This window comes from Mesoterricola sp. JemC181 (assembly GCF_055384585.1).
In genome coordinates this window covers 2,560,010-2,577,823 of the sequence record NZ_AP045076.1, presented here as the reverse complement: position 1 = coordinate 2,577,823, position 17,814 = coordinate 2,560,010, and the positions used below count along the sequence as shown (strand labels likewise).

The 17,814-nt window shown below is 67.4% G+C and carries 13 protein-coding genes; 5 read left to right on the top strand and 8 right to left on the bottom strand.

Features of this window, described 5'->3' with window-relative positions; all coding sequences use genetic code 11:
• Window positions 1-4: 4 nt before the first annotated feature.
• The 3 genes from ACZ5MC_RS11315 to ACZ5MC_RS11305 form a co-directional block, all read right to left on the bottom strand.
• Complete coding sequence (locus tag ACZ5MC_RS11315; protein ID WP_306600528.1) at window positions 5-1,228, bottom strand: mandelate racemase/muconate lactonizing enzyme family protein; 1,224 nt, start codon at window positions 1,226-1,228, stop codon at window positions 5-7.
• Between the two features lie 21 nt (window positions 1,229-1,249).
• Window positions 1,250-4,198, bottom strand: a complete 2,949-nt coding sequence (locus ACZ5MC_RS11310) for a TonB-dependent receptor (RefSeq protein WP_464517762.1) — start codon at window positions 4,196-4,198, stop codon at window positions 1,250-1,252.
• 168 nt (window positions 4,199-4,366) lie between these two features.
• Entirely contained in the window at window positions 4,367-5,557 is a 1,191-nt protein-coding gene (locus tag ACZ5MC_RS11305) for a mandelate racemase/muconate lactonizing enzyme family protein (protein WP_464517761.1), read from the bottom strand.
• A 272-nt stretch (window positions 5,558-5,829) separates the two neighbouring features.
• Here ACZ5MC_RS11305 and ACZ5MC_RS11300 point away from each other — a divergent pair, with 272 nt between their 5' ends.
• On the top strand, window positions 5,830-7,767 hold the full coding sequence (locus ACZ5MC_RS11300; protein ID WP_464517760.1) for a serine hydrolase domain-containing protein: 1,938 nt from the start codon (window positions 5,830-5,832) through the stop codon (window positions 7,765-7,767).
• A gap of 63 nt (window positions 7,768-7,830) precedes the next feature.
• Here ACZ5MC_RS11300 and tdh read toward each other — a convergent pair whose 3' ends face one another.
• Both tdh and ACZ5MC_RS11290 read right to left on the bottom strand, forming a co-directional pair.
• Window positions 7,831-8,859: an L-threonine 3-dehydrogenase gene (gene tdh, locus ACZ5MC_RS11295; RefSeq protein ID WP_464517759.1), complete on the bottom strand. Its 1,029-nt coding sequence runs from the start codon at window positions 8,857-8,859 to the stop codon at window positions 7,831-7,833.
• Window positions 8,860-8,875: 16 nt separating this feature from the next.
• A complete protein-coding gene (locus ACZ5MC_RS11290) occupies window positions 8,876-10,063 on the bottom strand; it encodes a glycine C-acetyltransferase (protein WP_306600523.1) in 1,188 nt (395 codons plus the stop codon).
• Window positions 10,064-10,168: 105 nt separating this feature from the next.
• Between ACZ5MC_RS11290 and ACZ5MC_RS11285 the strand changes: the two genes are divergently transcribed.
• Genes ACZ5MC_RS11285 through ACZ5MC_RS11275 form a run of 3 tightly spaced genes read left to right on the top strand, consistent with a single transcriptional unit; the run spans window position 10,169 to window position 13,209 of the window.
• Window positions 10,169-10,708, top strand: coding sequence for a hypothetical protein (locus tag ACZ5MC_RS11285; RefSeq protein ID WP_464517758.1), 540 nt, complete (start codon window positions 10,169-10,171; stop codon window positions 10,706-10,708).
• A gap of 31 nt (window positions 10,709-10,739) precedes the next feature.
• Window positions 10,740-12,269, top strand: a complete 1,530-nt coding sequence (guaA, locus tag ACZ5MC_RS11280; protein ID WP_464517757.1) for a glutamine-hydrolyzing GMP synthase — start codon at window positions 10,740-10,742, stop codon at window positions 12,267-12,269.
• A gap of 52 nt (window positions 12,270-12,321) precedes the next feature.
• Entirely contained in the window at window positions 12,322-13,209 is an 888-nt protein-coding gene (locus ACZ5MC_RS11275; RefSeq protein ID WP_306600520.1) for a TIGR01777 family oxidoreductase, read from the top strand.
• On the opposite strand, the gene ACZ5MC_RS11270 is transcribed toward ACZ5MC_RS11275, so the two are convergent.
• The 3 genes from ACZ5MC_RS11270 to ACZ5MC_RS11260 are packed head-to-tail and all read right to left on the bottom strand — an operon-like array spanning window position 13,206 to window position 16,887.
• Window positions 13,206-13,847 (bottom strand): redox-sensing transcriptional repressor Rex, encoded by a 642-nt coding sequence (locus tag ACZ5MC_RS11270; protein WP_306600519.1) that lies wholly within the window; start codon window positions 13,845-13,847, stop codon window positions 13,206-13,208. The two genes, ACZ5MC_RS11275 and ACZ5MC_RS11270, sit on opposite strands and share 4 nt — an antisense overlap.
• Before the next feature lie 33 nt (window positions 13,848-13,880).
• A complete protein-coding gene (miaB, locus tag ACZ5MC_RS11265; protein WP_306600518.1) occupies window positions 13,881-15,185 on the bottom strand; it encodes a tRNA (N6-isopentenyl adenosine(37)-C2)-methylthiotransferase MiaB in 1,305 nt (434 codons plus the stop codon).
• A 31-nt stretch (window positions 15,186-15,216) separates the two neighbouring features.
• Complete coding sequence (locus tag ACZ5MC_RS11260) at window positions 15,217-16,887, bottom strand: metallophosphoesterase family protein (RefSeq protein WP_464517756.1); 1,671 nt, start codon at window positions 16,885-16,887, stop codon at window positions 15,217-15,219.
• A gap of 61 nt (window positions 16,888-16,948) precedes the next feature.
• On the opposite strand from ACZ5MC_RS11260, the gene ACZ5MC_RS11255 reads away from it, so the two are divergent.
• Window positions 16,949-17,728: a ferredoxin--NADP reductase gene (locus ACZ5MC_RS11255; RefSeq protein ID WP_306600516.1), complete on the top strand. Its 780-nt coding sequence runs from the start codon at window positions 16,949-16,951 to the stop codon at window positions 17,726-17,728.
• The last annotated feature ends 86 nt before the right edge of the window (window positions 17,729-17,814 follow it).

Genomic DNA, 17,814 nt, shown 5'->3' with positions numbered 1-17,814 from the left:
GGCCTCAAACTCGCTTCATCCGCTTCAGGAACGCCGGATCGATGTCGGCACCCAACCCGGGTTTCTCCGGCAGGGTGACGACGCCTTGGCGGACCGTCATTCCGTCGATGACCGGATCATCCCCGAATTCCAGGAAGGCATCGAGATCGGCGAAGGTTATGTTCTGGCGCGCCGCGTGGACATGGGCCGCGGCTGTCAGGCCGAGGCGGCTCTCGGCCATGCACCCGACCATGCATGGGATGCCGGCGGCCTCCGCGATCCAGGAGATCCTGAGGGCGTTGCTGATGCCGCCGGATTTCATGAGCTTGATATTGAAGTAGTCGCACGCCTGGGCGCGGATCAGCGCGAGGGCGTCATGGGGTGAGAAGAGGGCCTCGTCCGCCATGATCGGGATCGGGCTGGCGTTGCGAACATGGCGCAGGCCCTCGAGGTCCGAGGCCGCCAGGGGCTGCTCGCAGCACTGGATGTTGAACTTCTCCATGCGCCGCAGGGCCTGTACGGCCTGGGGGACGGAGTACCCCTGGTTGGCATCGATGCGGATGGTGCAGTCGTAGCCCACGGCGTCCCGGATGGCCTGGAGCCTGGCGACGTCCGGATCGGGTTCCGTCCCCAGCTTGACCTTGTGGATCCTGAAGCCCTTGGCGAGGTGGTCGCGCACATCCTGGGCCATCTTCTCCGGGGTGCCCAGGCCCGTGGTCCAATCGGTCTCGAAGGACGTCTGGTCCCCGCCCAGCAGCCGGAACAAGGGGAGGCCTGCGGCTTTGCCGAGCAGGTCGTAGAGGGCCATATCGAAGGCCGCGATGATGCTGGGGTTCGAATGGAGGTAGCCGCCGAACACCTTCTGGGCGCCCTCGATGGCCAGGGGGTCCCTGCCCTTGAGCAGGTCGCGCAGGTGGCGGGCCACATCAAGGTTGGTGGCCTGGTTGTCGCCCGTGACCGACTGGAGGGGGCTGGACTCGCCCAGGCCCACCAGCCCGGAATCCGTGAGGATCCGGATCAGGACCCCCTGGGTGCCCTCGATGACATCAAAGGCGATCTTGAATGGCTGGTTGAACTTCAGATCGAAGCAGTAGACTTCCACGTCCTTGATCTTCATCCGCCCCGTGACCTTCCGGGCTTCCGTGAGCGCGCGGGAGGCGGAGGCGGCAGGGAGGGCAAGGCCGCCGCTGGCCACTGCCAGGGCCCCTGCGCCCAGGGTCTTCAGGAACTCGTTGCGCGTGAAGGGCATGTCATACCTCGGAAAGGAGACTCAGAACTGGATCTTGACGCCCAGGGTGTAGCGCCGGCCCTGGACCCAGGCCCTTGACTGCTCGAGCTTCGGGTCCCGGTCGCCCGGATCGCCGGTGAAGGGCTGGGTGGCCGTCTCATAGACGTAGGTGGTCTTTCGGGTGTTGAAAAGGTTGAAGCAATCCACGAAGGGGGTCGCCTTGAGGCCCATGGGCAGGCTTACCTGGTAGTCCAGGTGCAGATCGAAATTCGTGATCCAGGGGGTGCGGCCGAACTGGCCCAGGCGCCCACCCGCCGGTGAAGCGGCGCCGGCCCCGGTGAAATCGCCGTGGTTGTCGAAGTGGCTGATGGGCACGCCACTGGTGGAGTCGCCGCTGAGGCCGGCGTTGAGGTCGTTGCCGGCCACCGTGAAGCGGTGGGAGGCCTGGAGCTTGATGGCGTGGGTCCGGTCCCCGATGAGGAGGCCCGAGCCGACCATGAAGGCGTTGTTGTAGGCTTGGCCTATGTTGGCAAAGCCCGCGGAGGTTGTGCTGGGGCTGGCGCTGTAGCTCACCCCCTGGTAGTTGCCGCTCAGGCGGGACCAGGTATAGCTGAACTGCAAGGCATCGCGGTCCGAGCGCTTCGCCAGGGAAATGTCGATGGATTTGTATTCGTTGTACATTTTCGGGTAGTGGGTATCGTTGACCGTGATCTTCTGGCCGCTGTTCTGGCTGCTGGGATCCGTGCGGGCGGTCCAGGATGCCGTCGGTCCGGGATTCCAAAGAATGCCCTGGCCGGGCCACTGGACGGGACTGCCGCCGATGAAGGCGCTCGCGACCCCGGAATCGTAGTAGTTGCCCTCCGTGTCGGCGAGGGCGGAGATCTCGATGGGATCCGTGAGCTTGCGGTATTTCGCATGCAGGCCCAGCCACCAGCCGCGGGACAGGTCCTTGTCGAAGCCGAATATCCATTCCGTGCGCTTGGGGAGCTTGATCCCATCCGCGACGGGGGCCGACTTCGTCTGGCCGCTGGAGTCCTGCATCAGGTCATAGCCATTGGGGTCGAGGATGATCGGCTGGCCGTTGTTGTAGGTGAAGGCGGTACTGGGGCCGAAGTAGCCGAATATTCGCTGTGTGAAGGTCTGGTCCCCCGCAAGGGCGACGGCGATGAAATTCGGCATGGCCTCGTAGTACACGGCATAGCTCGCCGAGAACTTGGTCCTGCCATCATTGGCCGGATCCCAGGTGAGGCCGAGCCTCGGCTGGAGGTAGTCCTTCCCCTTGAACGAGAGGATGGTCTGCCCACCCACCTGCCGGACGCTCTGGGATTCCATCCGGGCGCCGTACATCAACCGCAGGCCGGGCAACGCCTCCCAGATGTCCTGGGCGTAGAAGGCCGAGTATCTGGATTTACCGGTGGTCTTGCTGTGCAGCTCCACCACGTCGAGCATGGGCCATTCATTGGCGAGGACGTAGTACAGGAGCGGATACTGGCCATTCTCGCTCATGGGACTGAGAGGTCCGGTGGTGGTCTGGCCGTTGTGCACCGTGGCGTCGATCTGGCTGAACCCGAATTTGAAGGCATGCTGGTTCCAGAGCCAGGACAGATCGATGCGGGCCTGGTTGCTGGCGCTGTCGGTGGGGGCGGTGTTCACCACGCCCCGGCCGCCGCTGTAATGCGCGACCTTGCCCGCCAGTTCGGGGTGGGTCGCCGCGCCCGGTCCGCCGATGTAATAGTAGTAGTCCCAGACCGCCTGGGTGCGCTGGACGGACTCGGCCGAATAGGTGTAGTCGGTAGCGACCTTGACTGAGCCCACCTTGGCGGAGAGGAGGAGGTTCGAGGCGATGGTCCAATCGAAGCTGAGGCTCAGGTTGGTTACGGTGTCCCGCTGGTCCAGGCCCTGGTTCAGGGTGCCGCCCCCCTGGTAGATGGGATCCTGGTTGTTCTTGGTGACGTCGGTGGAAGCCGCGAAGGTGAACTGGACGTCCTGGGTGGCAAACCAGTTGATCTTGCCCAGGGCCTGCAGCCGGTCCAGGGTGGGCCTGCCGCCCACGAGTCCCGGGTCGTCATTGGGAAGGGGCCGCTGGCCCTTGGAGGATTCCGAATCCACCCCGGCAAAGTAGAAGAGCTTCTCCTTGATGACCGGCCCGCCCAGTTCGAAGCCGAAGTCGGTGCGCGACCTTGGCGGGTCCTGCTTCGCGAATTCGTTGCCCTTGGCAACCGCCTGGCAGCCGCCCGGGTCCCAGGTCATCCAGGCGCTGCCCCGGGTCGTGTTCGTCCCCGACTTCGTCACCACATTGACCACGCCGCCCAGGGCGGAGTATTCCGGCCGGAAACCGCCCGTCTGGACCTCGATCTGTTCGATGAAATCGGTCTTGAGGCCCGAGCTCTGGGTGCCGAACCGGTAGTCGTTGGTGTTCATTCCGTCGATGACGAACTGGTTCTCGGCGGCGGAAGCTCCGCTGATGTTCACCCCCGACACGCCCATCACCCCCGGGTTGTAGTCGGCGGAGGAGCCCGGAGCCAGGAGCGCGAGCGAATTGAAATTGCGGGTCTTGGGAAGGGAATCGATGGCCTTGCGGTCCAGGTTCAGGCCCTGGGTCGTGCTGGTGAAGTCCACGGTGCCGGCGGTCTCGACCACCTCGACGATCATTTCCTTCATCAAGCCGAGTTTCACATTGACCGTCTGGTCATTGTTGGTGGCCACGGACAACCGTGTCTGGAACCGCACGAAGCCTGGCTTGGCAATCTCCAGCAGCCATTCGCCCGGGTTCAGAAGGCCGAAGTGGTAGGTCCCGTTCGCCTGGGACACGGTGGATCGCCGCACCTGGCTGCTGGAAACCGTCACGGCCGCCCCGGCCACAGGCGAACCGTCAGGGGCGCGCAGGATCCCCGAAATGGCTCCGGTGGTCATGCTCTGGGAATAGGCTGCTGGACCGGAGGCGGCGAGGACCAGCGTTAGGACGCCTAGCCTAAGGATGGATCGGCTCATGATCGAGGCTCCTGGAAAGCGTTCGCCGCAGGGACGGCGAGCAAGGTGGGGAACTTCAAATCAAAACAAGGGCTTGGGTTTTACCAATCATCAGAGAAATCGGGGTCTGCCGCTTGGTCCGCTGCCCGGGTTTTCCTGTGAATTTGATACAACCTTGCCCCTTCAAGGTCAGCGAACCCGTTCGAGTTTCCGGAGGAAGGCGGGGTCGATGTCGGCCCCCAGGCCGGGCTGCTCGGGCAGTGTCACCAGGCCCCCCGCGACCCGGATGCCGCCGAGGATGGGGTCCACGGTAAAGTCATAATGGCTGTCGAGGTCGGCCATGGTGATGGCCCGCCCGGCCCCGTGGACATGGGCTGCCGCCGTCAGGCCCAGGCGGCTCTCAAGCATGCACCCCACCATGCAGGGCACGCCTCCGGCCTCGGCGATCCAGGCGATCTTCAGGGCGCTGGTGATGCCTCCGCACTTCATGAGCTTGATGTTGAAGAAGTCGCAGGCCTCCTCCCTCAGGAGCCGGAGCGCGTCGGAGGGCGAGAAGAGGGACTCGTCCGCCATCAGCGGGATCGGGCTGACGGTGCGCAGGTACCGCATGCCCTCCAGATCCTTGTGGTCCAACGGTTGTTCACAACATTGAAGGTTGAACCGCTCCATGTGCTGGAGGGCATACCGGGCCTGGGGCACCGTGTAGCCCTGGTTGGCGTCAATGCGCAGCGTCACCGCGCCGCCCACGGCCTCCCGGATCGCCTGGAGCCGCGCGAGGTCCGCCGCGGGTTCCTGGCCGAGCTTGATCTTCAGGGTCCTGAACCCCTGGGCCAGGGACGCCCGGGCACTCGCGGCCATCGCCTCGGGGGTGTCCAGCCCGATGGTCAGGTCCGTCTCGAAGGTGGTCGTGTCGCCCCCCAGGAGGCGAAAGATGGGGAGCCCCGCCGCCTTGCCGAGGAGATCCCAGAGGGCCATGTCGAAGGCGGCGACGATGGCGGGATTCGAGTGGAGATGGACGCCGATGAGTCCGAGGGTGCGCTCGATGGCCAGGGGGTCCTTGCCGACCAGGAGATCCCGGATCTGCCGGGCGGCGTGGACCGCCGTAGCCTGGGTGTCGCCTGTCACCCGGAGCAGCGGGCTGGCTTCGCCCAGGCCCGTGAGGCCGGCGTCGGTGCGGATGCGGATCAGGACGCCCTTGGAATGGTCGAACGTTTCGAAGGCAACCGTGAAGGGTTCCTTCATTCTCAACTCGAAGGGATAGATCTCCACGTCCCGGATCCGCATCCTGGCCGCCAGGGCCCTGGCTTCCGGCAGGACGCCGCCGCCCCCGGCCAGCGCGGGCAAGGGCGGCTTGGCCACCGCCCAGGCCATGCTTCCCATGCCGAGCGTCTTCAGAAAATCCAACCTGGAACAGGTCATATCCAGCCCTCCCCGAGGCTTCATGTTCCGTGATGGCCCAGGGGCGGCGCTTGGCTGGAAGCCGTGCGGAACCTGCGAAATCCCGCCTAGTGCGGTGGATTGGTCGGATTTGGCAGAGGGCGGCGCGATCGGCACCAAGCTGCCGCGCCATAATGTCAGGACAATTCCAGCCATGAACTCCACCGCGAACCCCGTGAACCGGGGACTGGCCTGACCCTCAGGGAGAACGTCCCATGCCGATTCCGTCCCGCCTGTCCAGACTTCCCAGCCTGCTCCTGCTGGGGTTCGCCGCCCTGCTTGGGCAGGCGGAATCGCCCCGGGCCGCGCCGGCCGCCCCGCCCGCCCTGACGGCACAGGATGCCCAGGCGTGGCTGGACGGGCTCCTCGGCTATGGGATTCCGTCCGCGGACGTGGCCAGCGCCGTGGTCACGGTCGTCAAGGATGGCAGGATCCTGGTGAGCCGCGGCTACGGCTCCGCGGACATCGCCTCCGGGAAGCCTGTGGATCCCGCCACCACCATGTTCCGGCCTGGATCGGTATCCAAACTGCTCACCTGGACGGCGGTGATGCAACTGGTCGAGCAGGGCAAGCTGGATCTGGACAAGGACGTCAACACCTACCTCGACTACCGCATCCCGGACCGGGGAGGGCGCCCCGTCACGCTCCGCAACCTCATGACCCACACGGCGGGTTTCGAGGAGTGCATCCGGGGCCTCATCATCCCGGACCAGGCCGATTTCATGAGCAACGGCGCGACCTTGAAGCGCTGGGTCCCCGAACGGGCATACGCGCCCGGCAAGGTGCCCGCCTATTCGAACTATGGCGCATCCGTCGCCGGATACCTGGTGGAGCGGGTCAGCGGCATGCCCTTCGAGGCGTACGTCGAGCAGAACATCTTCCGCCCCCTCGGCATGGAGCACAGCACCTTCGTCCAGCCCCTTCCGGACCGTTTCAAGGGGCACATGGCCACCACCTACCAGCTGGCCTCGGAGCCCCCTAAGTACTTCGAGCTCATCTCCATGGCCCCGGCTGGCAGCTTGTCCGCATCCGCAGACGACATGGGCCGCTTCATGATCGCCCATCTCAATGAAGGCCGCTACAACGACGCCCAGATCCTCAAGCCGTCCACGGCGCGGATGATGCACGAATTCGAGCTGACCTGCACCCCGGGGGCCCACCCCATGGCCCTGGGCTTCTACCGCCAGGACCGCAACGGACAGACCATCATCGCCCACGGCGGGGACACGATGTTCTTCCACAGCGACCTGATGCTGCTTACCCGGGCGAAAGTGGGGCTCTACCTGTCCATCGACGGGGTCGGCCAGGACAAGGCCGCCTACCGGCTCCGCCAGGCCATCGAGGACGGCTTCCTCGACCGCTATTTCCCCATGCCGGCAGCCGCCGCGCCCCGGGCGCTGCCCACCGCGCGCGAGCATGGCGCGCAGGTCGCGGGGAACTACTGGTGCAGCCGGAATCCGAAAAGCAGTTTCCTCTATGCCCTGCGGTTCCTGGGGATGCAGGAATTCAGGCAGGACGGCCAGGGCGACCTGGTGTGGAAGGACCTGCTGACCGGCAAACCCAGGCATTTCCGCGAGGTGGCGCCCTTCGTCTGGCAGGACCTCCAAGGCCAGGACCAGCTGGTCTTCGTGGTGGAGGGCGGCAAGGTCCAGCACATGGCCATCGAACCCTACTCGCCGATCATGGTCTTCTTCCCAGCGACCGCATGGCAGTCCTTTCTCGGCAGCAAGGTGGTGCTGGGCTATGCGTTGACCGTTCTCCTCGCCGCCCTGGCGCTTTGGCCCCTCGCGGCCCTGGTCCGCTGGCGGTGCGGGAAACCGTCCGGGCTCTCCCCCCGGGCCCAGGGGTGGTACCGGGCCAGCCGGCTCGCGGCCCTGACGAACCTGGCTTGTGCGGGCGGGTTCGCCTATTGGCTCCAATCCATGGGTGAGCACCATCTGGTCTTCGCGGATGCTCTCCAGCGGCTGTTCCAGATCCTTGGGCTGATCTCCCTGGCCGGGACGGTCGCGGCCATCGGCAATGCCGTCCTCGCCTGGACCGAATCCAGTGGCTGGTGGCGCAAGCTGAACAGCGCCGCCCTTGCGGTGGCGTGCATTCTCGCTTCGCTCCTCTCCCTCGGCCTGCACCTGCTCAAGATGGGCCTTGACTACTGAGTCCCTCGGATTTGACGAGGTGGGCCGGCCCCTCAGATTATTGAGCCGACCCACCCAGTCAGGCTAGACGCCCCAGTCCAGGATGACCTTCCCTGACTTCCCGCTGCCCATGACCTCGAACCCCTTCCGGAATTCGTCGATGGGGAAGTGGTGCGTGATGATGGGACTGATGTCCAGCCCGCCCTGGATCATGGCGGCCATCTTGTACCAGGTCTCGAACATCTCCCGCCCGTAGATCCCCTTCAGGAACAGGCCCTTGAAGATCACCTTGCCCCAGTCCACGGCCACGTCCTCGCCGAGGATCCCGAGCATGGCGATGCGGCCGCCGTTGGCCATGGAGTCGATCATGCCCCGGAAGGCGCCGCCGTTGCCGCTCATCTCCATGCCCACGTCGAAGCCCTCGGTCATGCCCAGCTCCTTCTCCACGTCGGCCAGCTTCTCCCTGCTGACGTCCACGGCGCGGGTGGCGCCCATCTTCCGGGCGAGGTCCAGGCGGTAGGGGTTCACGTCGGTGATGACGACGTTGCGGGCGCCCACGTGCTTGGCGATGGCCACGGCCATGATCCCGATGGGGCCGGCGCCGGTGATGAGGACGTCCTCGCCCACCATGTCGAAGGAGAGGGCCGTGTGGGCCGCGTTGCCGTACGGGTCGAAGATGGAGGCCAGGTCGTCGGAGATGCCGTCGGGCACCTTGAAGAGGTTCGAGGCCGGCAGCGACAGGTACTCGGCGAACGAGCCCGGGCGGTTCACGCCCACGCCCCGGGTGTTGGGGCAGAGATGGCGCTTGCCGGCGCGGCAGTTGCGGCAGTGGCCGCAGACGATGTGGCCCTCGCCCGAGACCCGGTCGCCCACCTTGTAGCCCTCGACCTCCGCGCCCACCTGCTCGATGATGCCCACGTACTCGTGGCCGACGTGCATCGGCACGGGGATCGTCTTCTGGCTCCAGGCGTCCCAGTTCCAGATGTGCATGTCCGTGCCGCAGATGGCGGACTTGTGGATGCGGATCAGCACGTCGTTGGGGCCCGTCTCCGGCATCGGGACGTCCTCCATCCAAAGCCCGGGTTCCCGCCTGCTCTTGACCAATGCCTTCATGGGGTGCCTCCGTATGCTACTTGATGACGCCCAGGGCGCGTCCGACCTTGGCGAAGGCGGCGATGGCCACGTCCAGGTCCTCCCGGCTGTGGCCGGCCGACATCTGGGTGCGGATGCGGGCCTGGCCCTTGGGCACGACGGGGAAGAAGAACCCCGTGACGTAGACGCCCTCCTCCAGCAGCCGGGACGCGAATTCCTGCGCCAGGGGCGCGTCGTAGAACATCACCGGGATGATGGGATGCTCCCCGGGCAGGAGCTTGAAGCCCAGCCTGCCCATCTCCGTGCGGAAGTGCAGCGCGTTGGCCCGGAGCTGGTTGCGCAGGCCGTCGCCCTGCTCGAGCATCTCCAGGACCTTGATGCTGGTGGCGGTGATGGAGGGGGCCAGCGTGTTGGAGAAGAGGTAGGGCCTGGACTTCTGCCGCAGCCAGTCGATGACCTCCTTCGAGGAGGAGACGTAGCCGCCCGAGGCGCCGCCCAGGGCCTTGCCCAGGGTGCCCGTGATGATGTCCACCCGGCCCATGACCCCGTGGTGCTCGTGGGTGCCCCGGCCCTTGGCGCCGATGAAGCCCACCGCGTGGCTGTCGTCCACCATCACCATGGCGCCGTACTTCTCCGCCAGGTCGCAGATGGCGGGAAGGTTGGCCAGGTAGCCGTCCATGCTGAACACGCCGTCGGTGACCACCAGCTTGAACCGGGCTCCCGAGGCCTCCTGGAGCCGGGCTTCCAGGTCGGCCATGTCGCTGTTGGCGTAGCGGTAGCGCTGGGCCTTGCAAAGCCGGATGCCGTCGATCAGCGACGCGTGGTTGAGGGCGTCCGAGATGATGGCGTCCTCCTCGCCCAGCAGCGGCTCGAAGACCCCGCCGTTGGCGTCGAAGCAGCTGGAGTAGAGCTGGGTGTCCTCCATGCCCAGGAAGGTGCTGATCCGGGCCTCCAGCTCCTTGTGGATGTCCTGGGTCCCGCAGATGAAGCGCACGCTGGACAGGCCGAACCCGCGGCGGGCCAGGGCCTCCTGGGCCGCCTCGACCAGGGCGGGGTGGTTGGCCAGGCCCAGGTAATTGTTGGCGCAGAGGTTGATGACCTTCTTCCCGTTGGCCTCGACCCAGGGGCCCTGGGGGCTGGTCATCACCCGCTCGTTCTTGTAGAGCCCCTGCTCCCGGAGGGCGCGGGTTTCCTGGGCGAGATGGTCGAGGAAGAGCTTGTTCACGTTGGACCCCTTTTCGGCTCGGCCATTATAGGACGGGGAATTCGTGAGACTAGTCACGTACTCCTGGGGCCACTAGAATTGGGCCAGAGGGCCACCCCCATGCGCATGCTGCTCGCAGTACCCTTCCTGGTCACCTTTCTCGCCTGCGGTTCGTCCAAGCTCTCCCGGAGGGAGGCCGAAGGCGACATCAAGAAGGACTACCCGGTCCAGATCGTGGTGACCATTCCCGAGTCCGCCTCGGCCATCAAGGGTTCCGCGGAACACGCCAGGCTCGTGGCCCTCCAGGAGGCCGCCGGCAAGGGCGCCTTCGCCGTGACCCGGAAGGTCGAAGGGGATCGCGAGACCTTCTCCTTCAAGCCGGGCGCGTCGTCCCCCAAGGAGGTCCGGCTTTCGCCCAATGGCTACGAGCTCCCCGCGGCCGAGGCGGAGTTCGTCCGGGCCCTGAGGATCGAGTACATGCGGGATTCCGCCCGGGTCACCTACCAGATCCGGCTGGGCAGGCCCACGGCCTGGTTCGGCCTCTTCCAGACCCTCCACCCGGGCGTGCGCGCCGGGGAGACCAAGGAACGCCACGCCTCCTACCGGAAGGAGGGCCGCAGCTGGGTCCTGCAGAGCACCGACGAGACCCTGAAGAAGGCGCGTTAGCCTCTGGTATCATCAAGTTTTAGGGGCCCCCATGCATCATGAACGCGTCGCCATCCTCGATTTCGGGTCCCAGTACACGCGCCTGATAACCCGGCGGCTGCGCGACCTCGGGGCCTTCGGGCTGGTCTACGGCCCGGGCGCCACGGCCCAGGAGATCGGCGGGCCCGACCTCAAGGGCGTGATCCTCTCCGGCGGCCCCAACTCCGTCATGGAGGCCGGCGCGCCGGACCTGGATCCGGCCATCCTGGCCCTGGGGGTGCCCATCCTGGGCATCTGCTACGGCCAGCAGCTCCTGGCGCGCAATCTGGGCGGGGTCATCCACCGCTCCAGCCGCAGGGAGTACGGCAAGGCCATGATCCGCATCCAGGACCCCGAGAGCCTCCTCTTCCGGGGGCTGGAGAACGAGCTGCAGGTGTGGATGAGCCACGGGGACCACGTGGAGAAGGCCCCCGCGGGCTTCGGGATCACCAGCCACACCCGGGGCGTCCCGGTGGCGGCCATGGAGGACCGGGCCCGGCGCATCTACTGCATCCAGTTCCACCCGGAAGTCACCCACACCCAGCACGGTTCCAAGGTCCTGATGAACTTCCTCCACGTCTGCGGCATGAAGCTGGACTGGAACACGGGCCAGTTCATCGAGGAGAAGACCCGGGCCATCCGCAGGCAGGTCGGCGAAGGCCGCGTCGTCCTGGGCCTCTCGGGCGGCGTGGACTCCAGCGTGGCCGCGGTGCTGCTGCACAAGGCCATCGGCAAGCAGCTCACCTGCGTGTTCGTGGACACCGGCGTCATGCGCAAGGACGAGATGACCCAGGTGCAGGAGGCCTTCGCGCCCTTCGACATGACCGTGAAGTGGGTGGATGCCCGCGCCGCCTTCCTGGGGGCCCTGGAGGGCGTGAGCGACCCCGAGCAGAAGCGCAAGATCATCGGCCGGACCTTCATCGAGGTCTTCGACAAGGAGGCCGGGACCGTGCAGGCGGACTTCCTGGCCCAGGGCACGCTCTACCCGGACGTCATCGAGAGCTCCGGCGTGGGCGGGGCGGTGCTTGTCAAGTCCCACCACAACGTGGGCGGCCTTCCCGACGTCATGAAGCTCAAGCTCGTGGAGCCCCTGCGGGAGCTCTTCAAGGACGAGGTGCGCCGCGCGGGCCTGGCCCTGGGCCTGCCCGAGGACATGGTCTGGCGCCACCCCTTCCCGGGCCCCGGCCTCGCGGTGCGCATCCCCGGCTGCGTCACGGCCGAGCGCGTGGCGATCCTCCAGAACGCCGACGCCATCTTCATCGAGGAGCTCAAGGCCTCCGGGTGGTACCGCAACACCTCCCAGTGCTTCGCCGTGCTGCTGCCGGTGCAGACCGTGGGCATCATGGGCGACGAGCGCACCTACGAGAACATGTGCGCCCTGCGTGCCGTGACCAGCGAGGACTTCATGACCGCCGACTGGGCGCGCCTGCCCCACGATCTCCTGGAGAAGGTGGCCCAGCGCATCGTCAACGAGGTCAAGGGCATCAACCGGGTGGTCTTCGACATCACGAGCAAGCCCCCCGCGACCATCGAGTACGAATAAACGGGAGCGGAAGGCCCGCCTCCGGCATCACATCCTTGATGGAGGAACAGCGATGGCGGAGCTGAAGATCGTGGTCCTGGCCGGCGGCACGGGACTGGTGGGCAGGCACCTGGCGGATTCCCTCTCCCGGGACGGGGTGGAGGTGCGGGTGCTGAGCCGGAGGCCGGGCTCTCCTTTCTCGTGGGACGACCTGCCCCGGGCCCTGGAGGGGGCCGACGCCGTCGTGAATCTCGCCGGGGAGGGCATCGCCGACAAGCGTTGGACCCCCTCCCGCAAGGACGCCATCCTCCGCAGCCGGGTGGAGTCCACGAACCGCCTCGTGGCGGCCATGGGCGCCCTGCCCTCCCCGCCCCGGGCCTTGGTGAACGCCAGCGCGGTTGGGTTCTACGGCCCCATGGACGGGCGCCCCGTGGAGGAGGGGCGCGGACCCGGGAAGGGCTTCCTGGCCAAGGTCTGCCGCCAATGGGAGGCCGCGGCGGACGCGGCCACTCCGCTGGGCATCCGGGTGGTGAAGCTGAGGCTGGGCGTCGTCCTGGCCCGGGACGGCGGCGCCCTGCCGAAGATGGCCTTTCCCGTCCGCATGTTCCAGGGCGCCAGGCTCGGCCACGGCCAGCAGGGCCTGAGCTGGATCCACATCGACGACCTGGTGCGCCTGGTCCGGGAGGCCGCGGAGAACCCCGCCTTCTCCGGGGCCCTGAACGCAACCTCCCCCCGCCCCGTCACCAACGAGACCTTCACCCGCGCCCTGGCCCGCCGCCTCCGCCGGCCCATGCTGCCCATCCCCGGCTTCGTGACCCGCACGGCCCTGGACCTCCTGTTCGGGGAGATGGGGCGCGAGATGCTCCTGGAAGGATCCTTCGTCTATCCCAGGAAGGCCCTGGAACTCGGGTTCACGTTCAGGTTCGAAAAGGTGGAGGAGGCCTTGGCGGACCTGCTCTAGGGTTTGGTCCGGCTCCGCTCCGACAGCTTCCTGCTGAAGATCGCGAGGCTGGCGTACAGCTCCACGTTCTCCACGATGATGTCGTCGGGCACGTCCAGGGTGATGGGGGCGAAGTTCCACATGGCCCGGATGCCGCTCTGCACCATCACCTCGGCCAGGTGCTGGGCGCGGTCGGCGGGGATGGTGAGGATGCCGATGGTGATGTGGAGGCGCCGGATCACCTCCTCCAGCTTGTCCACGGGGTACACGGGCACGCCGTGGATCTTCTTGCCGATCTTGGAGGGGTGGGCGTCGAAGGCGGCGGTGATGCGGATGCCGGCCTTGTCGAAGCCGGGATAGCCCAGCAGGGCCGAGCCGAGGTTGCCCGCCCCCACGAGGCAGGCGTCGGAGGCCGAGTTCCAGTTCAGGAAGGTCTCGATGGAGGCCAGCAGATCGGCGACGCGGTGGCCGACCTTGGGCTTGCCCTGGCTGCCGGTGGCGGCCAGGTCCTTGCGCACCTGGGTGTGGTGGATGCCCAGATCCTCGGCCATCTGCGTGGCGGAGATGATCTCCTGGCCCTCGCCGTGGATGCGCTTCAAATAATGGTAATACTTCGGTAACCGACGCAAGGTAGGAGTGGGTACCGCCGAGGCTGCCATGGATTTTCTCCGATCCGAGTATACCCAGTAACGCTAGGGTAGCTCAGCACGAAGAAAATGGGGGCCGGCCCCGGTGACGCGGATGTCCACCAGTTCCCCGAAGGGGAGCCGGCGGCCTTCCGGTACGGCCAGGTGGACGTTCTTCCATTCCCCGGTGCGGGCCAGCCAGTGGCCTCCGTCCAGGGCGCCCTTGCTCTCCACCCGGGCCTTGAGGGAACGCCCCACCATCCTCCGGTTGCTCTCCAGGGTCAGTTCGGTCTGGCGAGCCTGGAGGCGCGTGAGGCGCCGGGACTTCTCGGCGTGGGGCAGGTCGTCCGCGAGCTTGAGCGCCGGGGTTCCGGGGCGGGGGGAGTACACGAAGCTGAAGGACATGTCGTACCGGACCCGCTCCAGCAGGGCCAGGGTGCCCTCGAAGTCCTCCTCGGTCTCCCCGGGGAAGCCGACGATGAAGTCCGTGGAGAGGTTGATGCGCTCCCGGGCATTCCCCAGATAGGCCAGGCGCTCGAGGTACTGGTCCACCGTGTACTCCCGGCGCATGCGCCGGAGCACCGCGTCGCTGCCGCTCTGCACCGGCAGGTGCAGGAAGGGCGCGACCTTGGGGTTGGACACCAGGGTGCGGGCCAGTTCCTCGGTGAAGTTCATGGGATGGCTGGTGGTGAACCGGATCCACTCCAGCCCGTCCACCTCCGCCACGCGGTCCAGGAGCTGCGCGAAGGTGCAGCCGCCCATGTAGCTGTTCACGTTCTGCCCCAGCAGCTCCACTTCCCGGAAGCCCATGGCCGCCAGGTCCTCCACCTCGGCGACGACGTCCTTCCAGGGCCGGTGGCGCTCCACGCCGCGGGTGGTGGGAACGATGCAGTAGGTGCAGGCGTGGTTGCAGCCCTCGATGATGGTCACCAGGGCCTTGGCGGTGCTGTGGCGCAGGGTGGTCTCCGGGGGGAACAGGTGGTTGTCGGGGTAGTCCCCGGTGTCGATGACGCGGGCCCTGCCGGCCCGGGCCTCCTCCACCAGCCGCGGCAGCTGCTGGATGGCCATGGTGCCCAGCACGAAGTCGATCTGGGGGGCCCTCCGGAAGAGCCCGGCCTTCTCCTGCTGGGCCAGGCAGCCCGTGACCCCCACCAGGAGGGGCCTGCGCCTCTTCTCGTCCCGCAGGCGCCCCAGCTCCGTGTAGACCTTGTTCACGGCCTTTTCCCGGATGGAGCAGGTGTTGAGGAGCACCACATCGGCGTCCTCCACCCCCGCGGCGGCCTCGAAACCTTCTTTTTCCATCAGACCCGCCAGCTTCTCGCTGTCGTGGTCGTTCATCTGGCATCCCCAGGTCTGGATCAGGTACTTCATCGCCCACCGCAAATGGACATTCTACCGGGTGTCAGCGCGTGAGGGTGAACTGGTCGAGGACGGCCCCGGCCCCGTACATCTGCCTGAATCGGAGCCGGTCCCGGTCGAGGTCCAGGACCGAAAAGGAGTGCCGGTCGGCGATCAGGGCCTGGTGGAAGGGTTTGGGCCCCTTCGCGGGGACCCGGAAGCGGTTGGCGTGGCTGATTCCGCCCCCGGCGCCCGTGATGATCTGGATGGGGCCGGCGGCCTTCGTCGTGGCGGCGCCGTCGTAGGCCAGGTCCGGGAGGACGTGGGCCTCGTCGACGCCGCCCGGGGCGAGGGTGAAGGGGCGGGTGCGGGCGTAGGCGTGGAGGTGGCCGTTGACGACCAGGTCCACCCGGTGCCGCTGGAGGACCGGCCACAGCTGGGCCATATGCCAATCATTAGTATGTTTGAAGCTGGATTGGTTGAACCCGGGGTGGTGGTAGAGGACGATGCGCCAGAAGCCCGCGGGGGCGCCGTCCAGGGCCGTTTCCACCCAGTGCCGCAGGGCCGGGTCGTCCCAGTGCATGTAGCGGTTGGAGTCCAGCACCACGAAGCGCGCATCGCCGGAATCGAACCAGAAGTTGCCCATGGCCGGGTAGCGGGCGCCGGCGGCCTGCCGGAACGGGGCCCAGGCCTGGGCCGGGCTCAGGTTGGCCACGTGGCCCCCCTGCAGGAGGCCGGGGCCGTTGAGGGGCTGGTCCCAGCAGTAGTAGTAGGCCAGGCTCCCCAGCGGCGGGGGCGCTCCGCGGTCCACGTGGGCCACGTCGTGGTTGCCCAGGATGCCCACCATGAGCCGGGAGCGCATGAAGGGGGCCGGGCCTCCGTTGTAGGTGGGGTAGAAGTGCGCCCGGTACTCCTGGTAGGTGCCGTGCGGGTAGGAGAGATCCCCCACCGCCAGCATGAGGTCGGGCTTCTGGGCCGCGATCCCCTCGGCGATGGAGCGGGACGCGGGGTTGCCGGGTTCCACCAGGTCGCCGGCGATCACCACCCGCTGGCGCTGGCCCGGGGCCATCCGGGCCCGGGCCCCGTTCACCTGGAAGACCCGACGACCGTCCCGGAGGACCCGGTAGTCGAAGGTCCCCCCCGGCTCGAGGGGCTTCAGGACGGCGGTCCAGGCCCGCTGGGCGGGCACCTGGGTGCCCGGGATGTCCACCAAGGTGGAGGCCGGGTCGGCCATGCGGACCCACGTCCCGGTGGTGCGCACCTCCACGGCCCAGGTCCCGGTGTCGTCCGCCGGCGCGTGCCACATGAGGCCGAGCCGGTCCGGGCGGTCCGGGGCCTCCCCCAGTTGGAGGCAGGGCGGGACGGTGAAGCTGGCCGGGTCCTCGAAGTCCGGAGACGGTTTCACCTGGACCTTCACGGCCTCGGAGCGGACCTGGCCCGAAGGTGACGTGACCGTGAGGACGACGGAGGTGTCGCCCAAGGGCACGAAGGCCAGGGCCTGGCCGCTGGCGATGGCCCCCAGGCCCGGGTCCAGGGCGCCCTTTCCCCCGGTGAACTCGGCCCGCAACGTCACCGGGCTGCCGGCTTCCACCGGATTGGGATCGGCCTCGAACCGGAGGATGACCGGGGCCGCGGGCGGGTCGGCGGGGGCCTTGGACCCCCCTCCCCGGCAGGCGGCCAGGACCAGGAGAACGCAGGTCAGGACAAGGGTTCCGGCGGGGCGCGGAGAGTTCATGATTGATTTATGTCATTGCCCACCGACAGGTTCCCGGTAGGCTCGGGGTGGAGATTTCGCGATGACGGATGACTGGACCCAGGCCTGGCGGACCGCGACGGTCACGGACAACAGGGAGGTGGGCCGGGGCTTCCACCTGCTCCACCTGGAGGTGGCCGACGCCCTGCCCTTCCCCTTCGAGCCCGGCCATGTGGTGGTCCTGCGCCACGAGGGCCACCGCCACCCCTATACCCTCTCCCGGACGGACCCCGCCGCGCGCAGGGTGGGCCTGCTGTTCCGGGTGGTCAAGGGTGGACGCCTGACCCCGTCCCTGGGCACGGCGGCCCCCGGCACGGAAGTCGAGATCAGCGGCCTGCACCACGAGCCCATCGCGGACATGATCGCCCCGGAGGCCCTGGCCCTGGTCGGCCTTTCAACCGGCTCGGGCATCGGCCCCCTGTGGGGTTTCGCCGAACGTGCCCTGGCCGCGGGGTTCGACCGCCCCATCACGCTCGTCGCCGGCTACCGGGAGGAGGAGGACATCTGCCTGGCGCCGGAGCTCGACGCGCTCCAGGCCGCGCACCCCGGGTTCGCCTGGCACCCTACGCTCACGCAGCCCGGACCCGGGTGGACCGGCCTGCGGGGCCGCGTCGGCACAAGCGCGGCGGCCCTGGTAAGGGACCCCCGGGCCTGCCATTTCCACCTGGTGGGCAACGGGGCCATGCTCGCGGAGGTGAAGGCCGCCCTGGCGCTGTGCGGGGTTCCGGCGCCCCAGGTCACCTCGGAGGTGTTCTTCAACTTCAAGGCGGAGGCCGATCCGGAGGCGGTGGAGGAACTCGCGAGGCGGTTCGGCGGAGCTTGACCCCGGCTGATCAGCAGGCACCCTCTCAGACGGACATTGAATGATGGAGCTGAAATTCAAGGCGCTTATCGCTGGGGATGGCTGGG

What these genes read in the sequence shown, in the direction of transcription:
- ACZ5MC_RS11315 (WP_306600528.1), bottom strand. Translation starts at nt 1,228, where the DNA reads ATGCCCTTCACGCGCAACGAGTTCCTGAAGACCCTGGGCGCAGGGGCC.
- ACZ5MC_RS11310 (WP_464517762.1), bottom strand. Translation starts at nt 4,198, where the DNA reads ATGAGCCGATCCATCCTTAGGCTAGGCGTCCTAACGCTGGTCCTCGCC.
- ACZ5MC_RS11305 (WP_464517761.1), bottom strand. Translation starts at nt 5,557, where the DNA reads ATGGGAAGCATGGCCTGGGCGGTGGCCAAGCCGCCCTTGCCCGCGCTG.
- ACZ5MC_RS11300 (WP_464517760.1), top strand. Translation starts at nt 5,830, where the DNA reads ATGCCGATTCCGTCCCGCCTGTCCAGACTTCCCAGCCTGCTCCTGCTG.
- tdh (WP_464517759.1), bottom strand. Translation starts at nt 8,859, where the DNA reads ATGAAGGCATTGGTCAAGAGCAGGCGGGAACCCGGGCTTTGGATGGAG.
- ACZ5MC_RS11285 (WP_464517758.1), top strand. Translation starts at nt 10,169, where the DNA reads ATGCTGCTCGCAGTACCCTTCCTGGTCACCTTTCTCGCCTGCGGTTCG.
- guaA (WP_464517757.1), top strand. Translation starts at nt 10,740, where the DNA reads ATGCATCATGAACGCGTCGCCATCCTCGATTTCGGGTCCCAGTACACG.
- ACZ5MC_RS11275 (WP_306600520.1), top strand. Translation starts at nt 12,322, where the DNA reads ATGGCGGAGCTGAAGATCGTGGTCCTGGCCGGCGGCACGGGACTGGTG.
- ACZ5MC_RS11270 (WP_306600519.1), bottom strand. Translation starts at nt 13,847, where the DNA reads ATGGCAGCCTCGGCGGTACCCACTCCTACCTTGCGTCGGTTACCGAAG.
- miaB (WP_306600518.1), bottom strand. Translation starts at nt 15,185, where the DNA reads ATGAAGTACCTGATCCAGACCTGGGGATGCCAGATGAACGACCACGAC.
- ACZ5MC_RS11260 (WP_464517756.1), bottom strand. Translation starts at nt 16,887, where the DNA reads ATGAACTCTCCGCGCCCCGCCGGAACCCTTGTCCTGACCTGCGTTCTC.
- ACZ5MC_RS11255 (WP_306600516.1), top strand. Translation starts at nt 16,949, where the DNA reads ATGACGGATGACTGGACCCAGGCCTGGCGGACCGCGACGGTCACGGAC.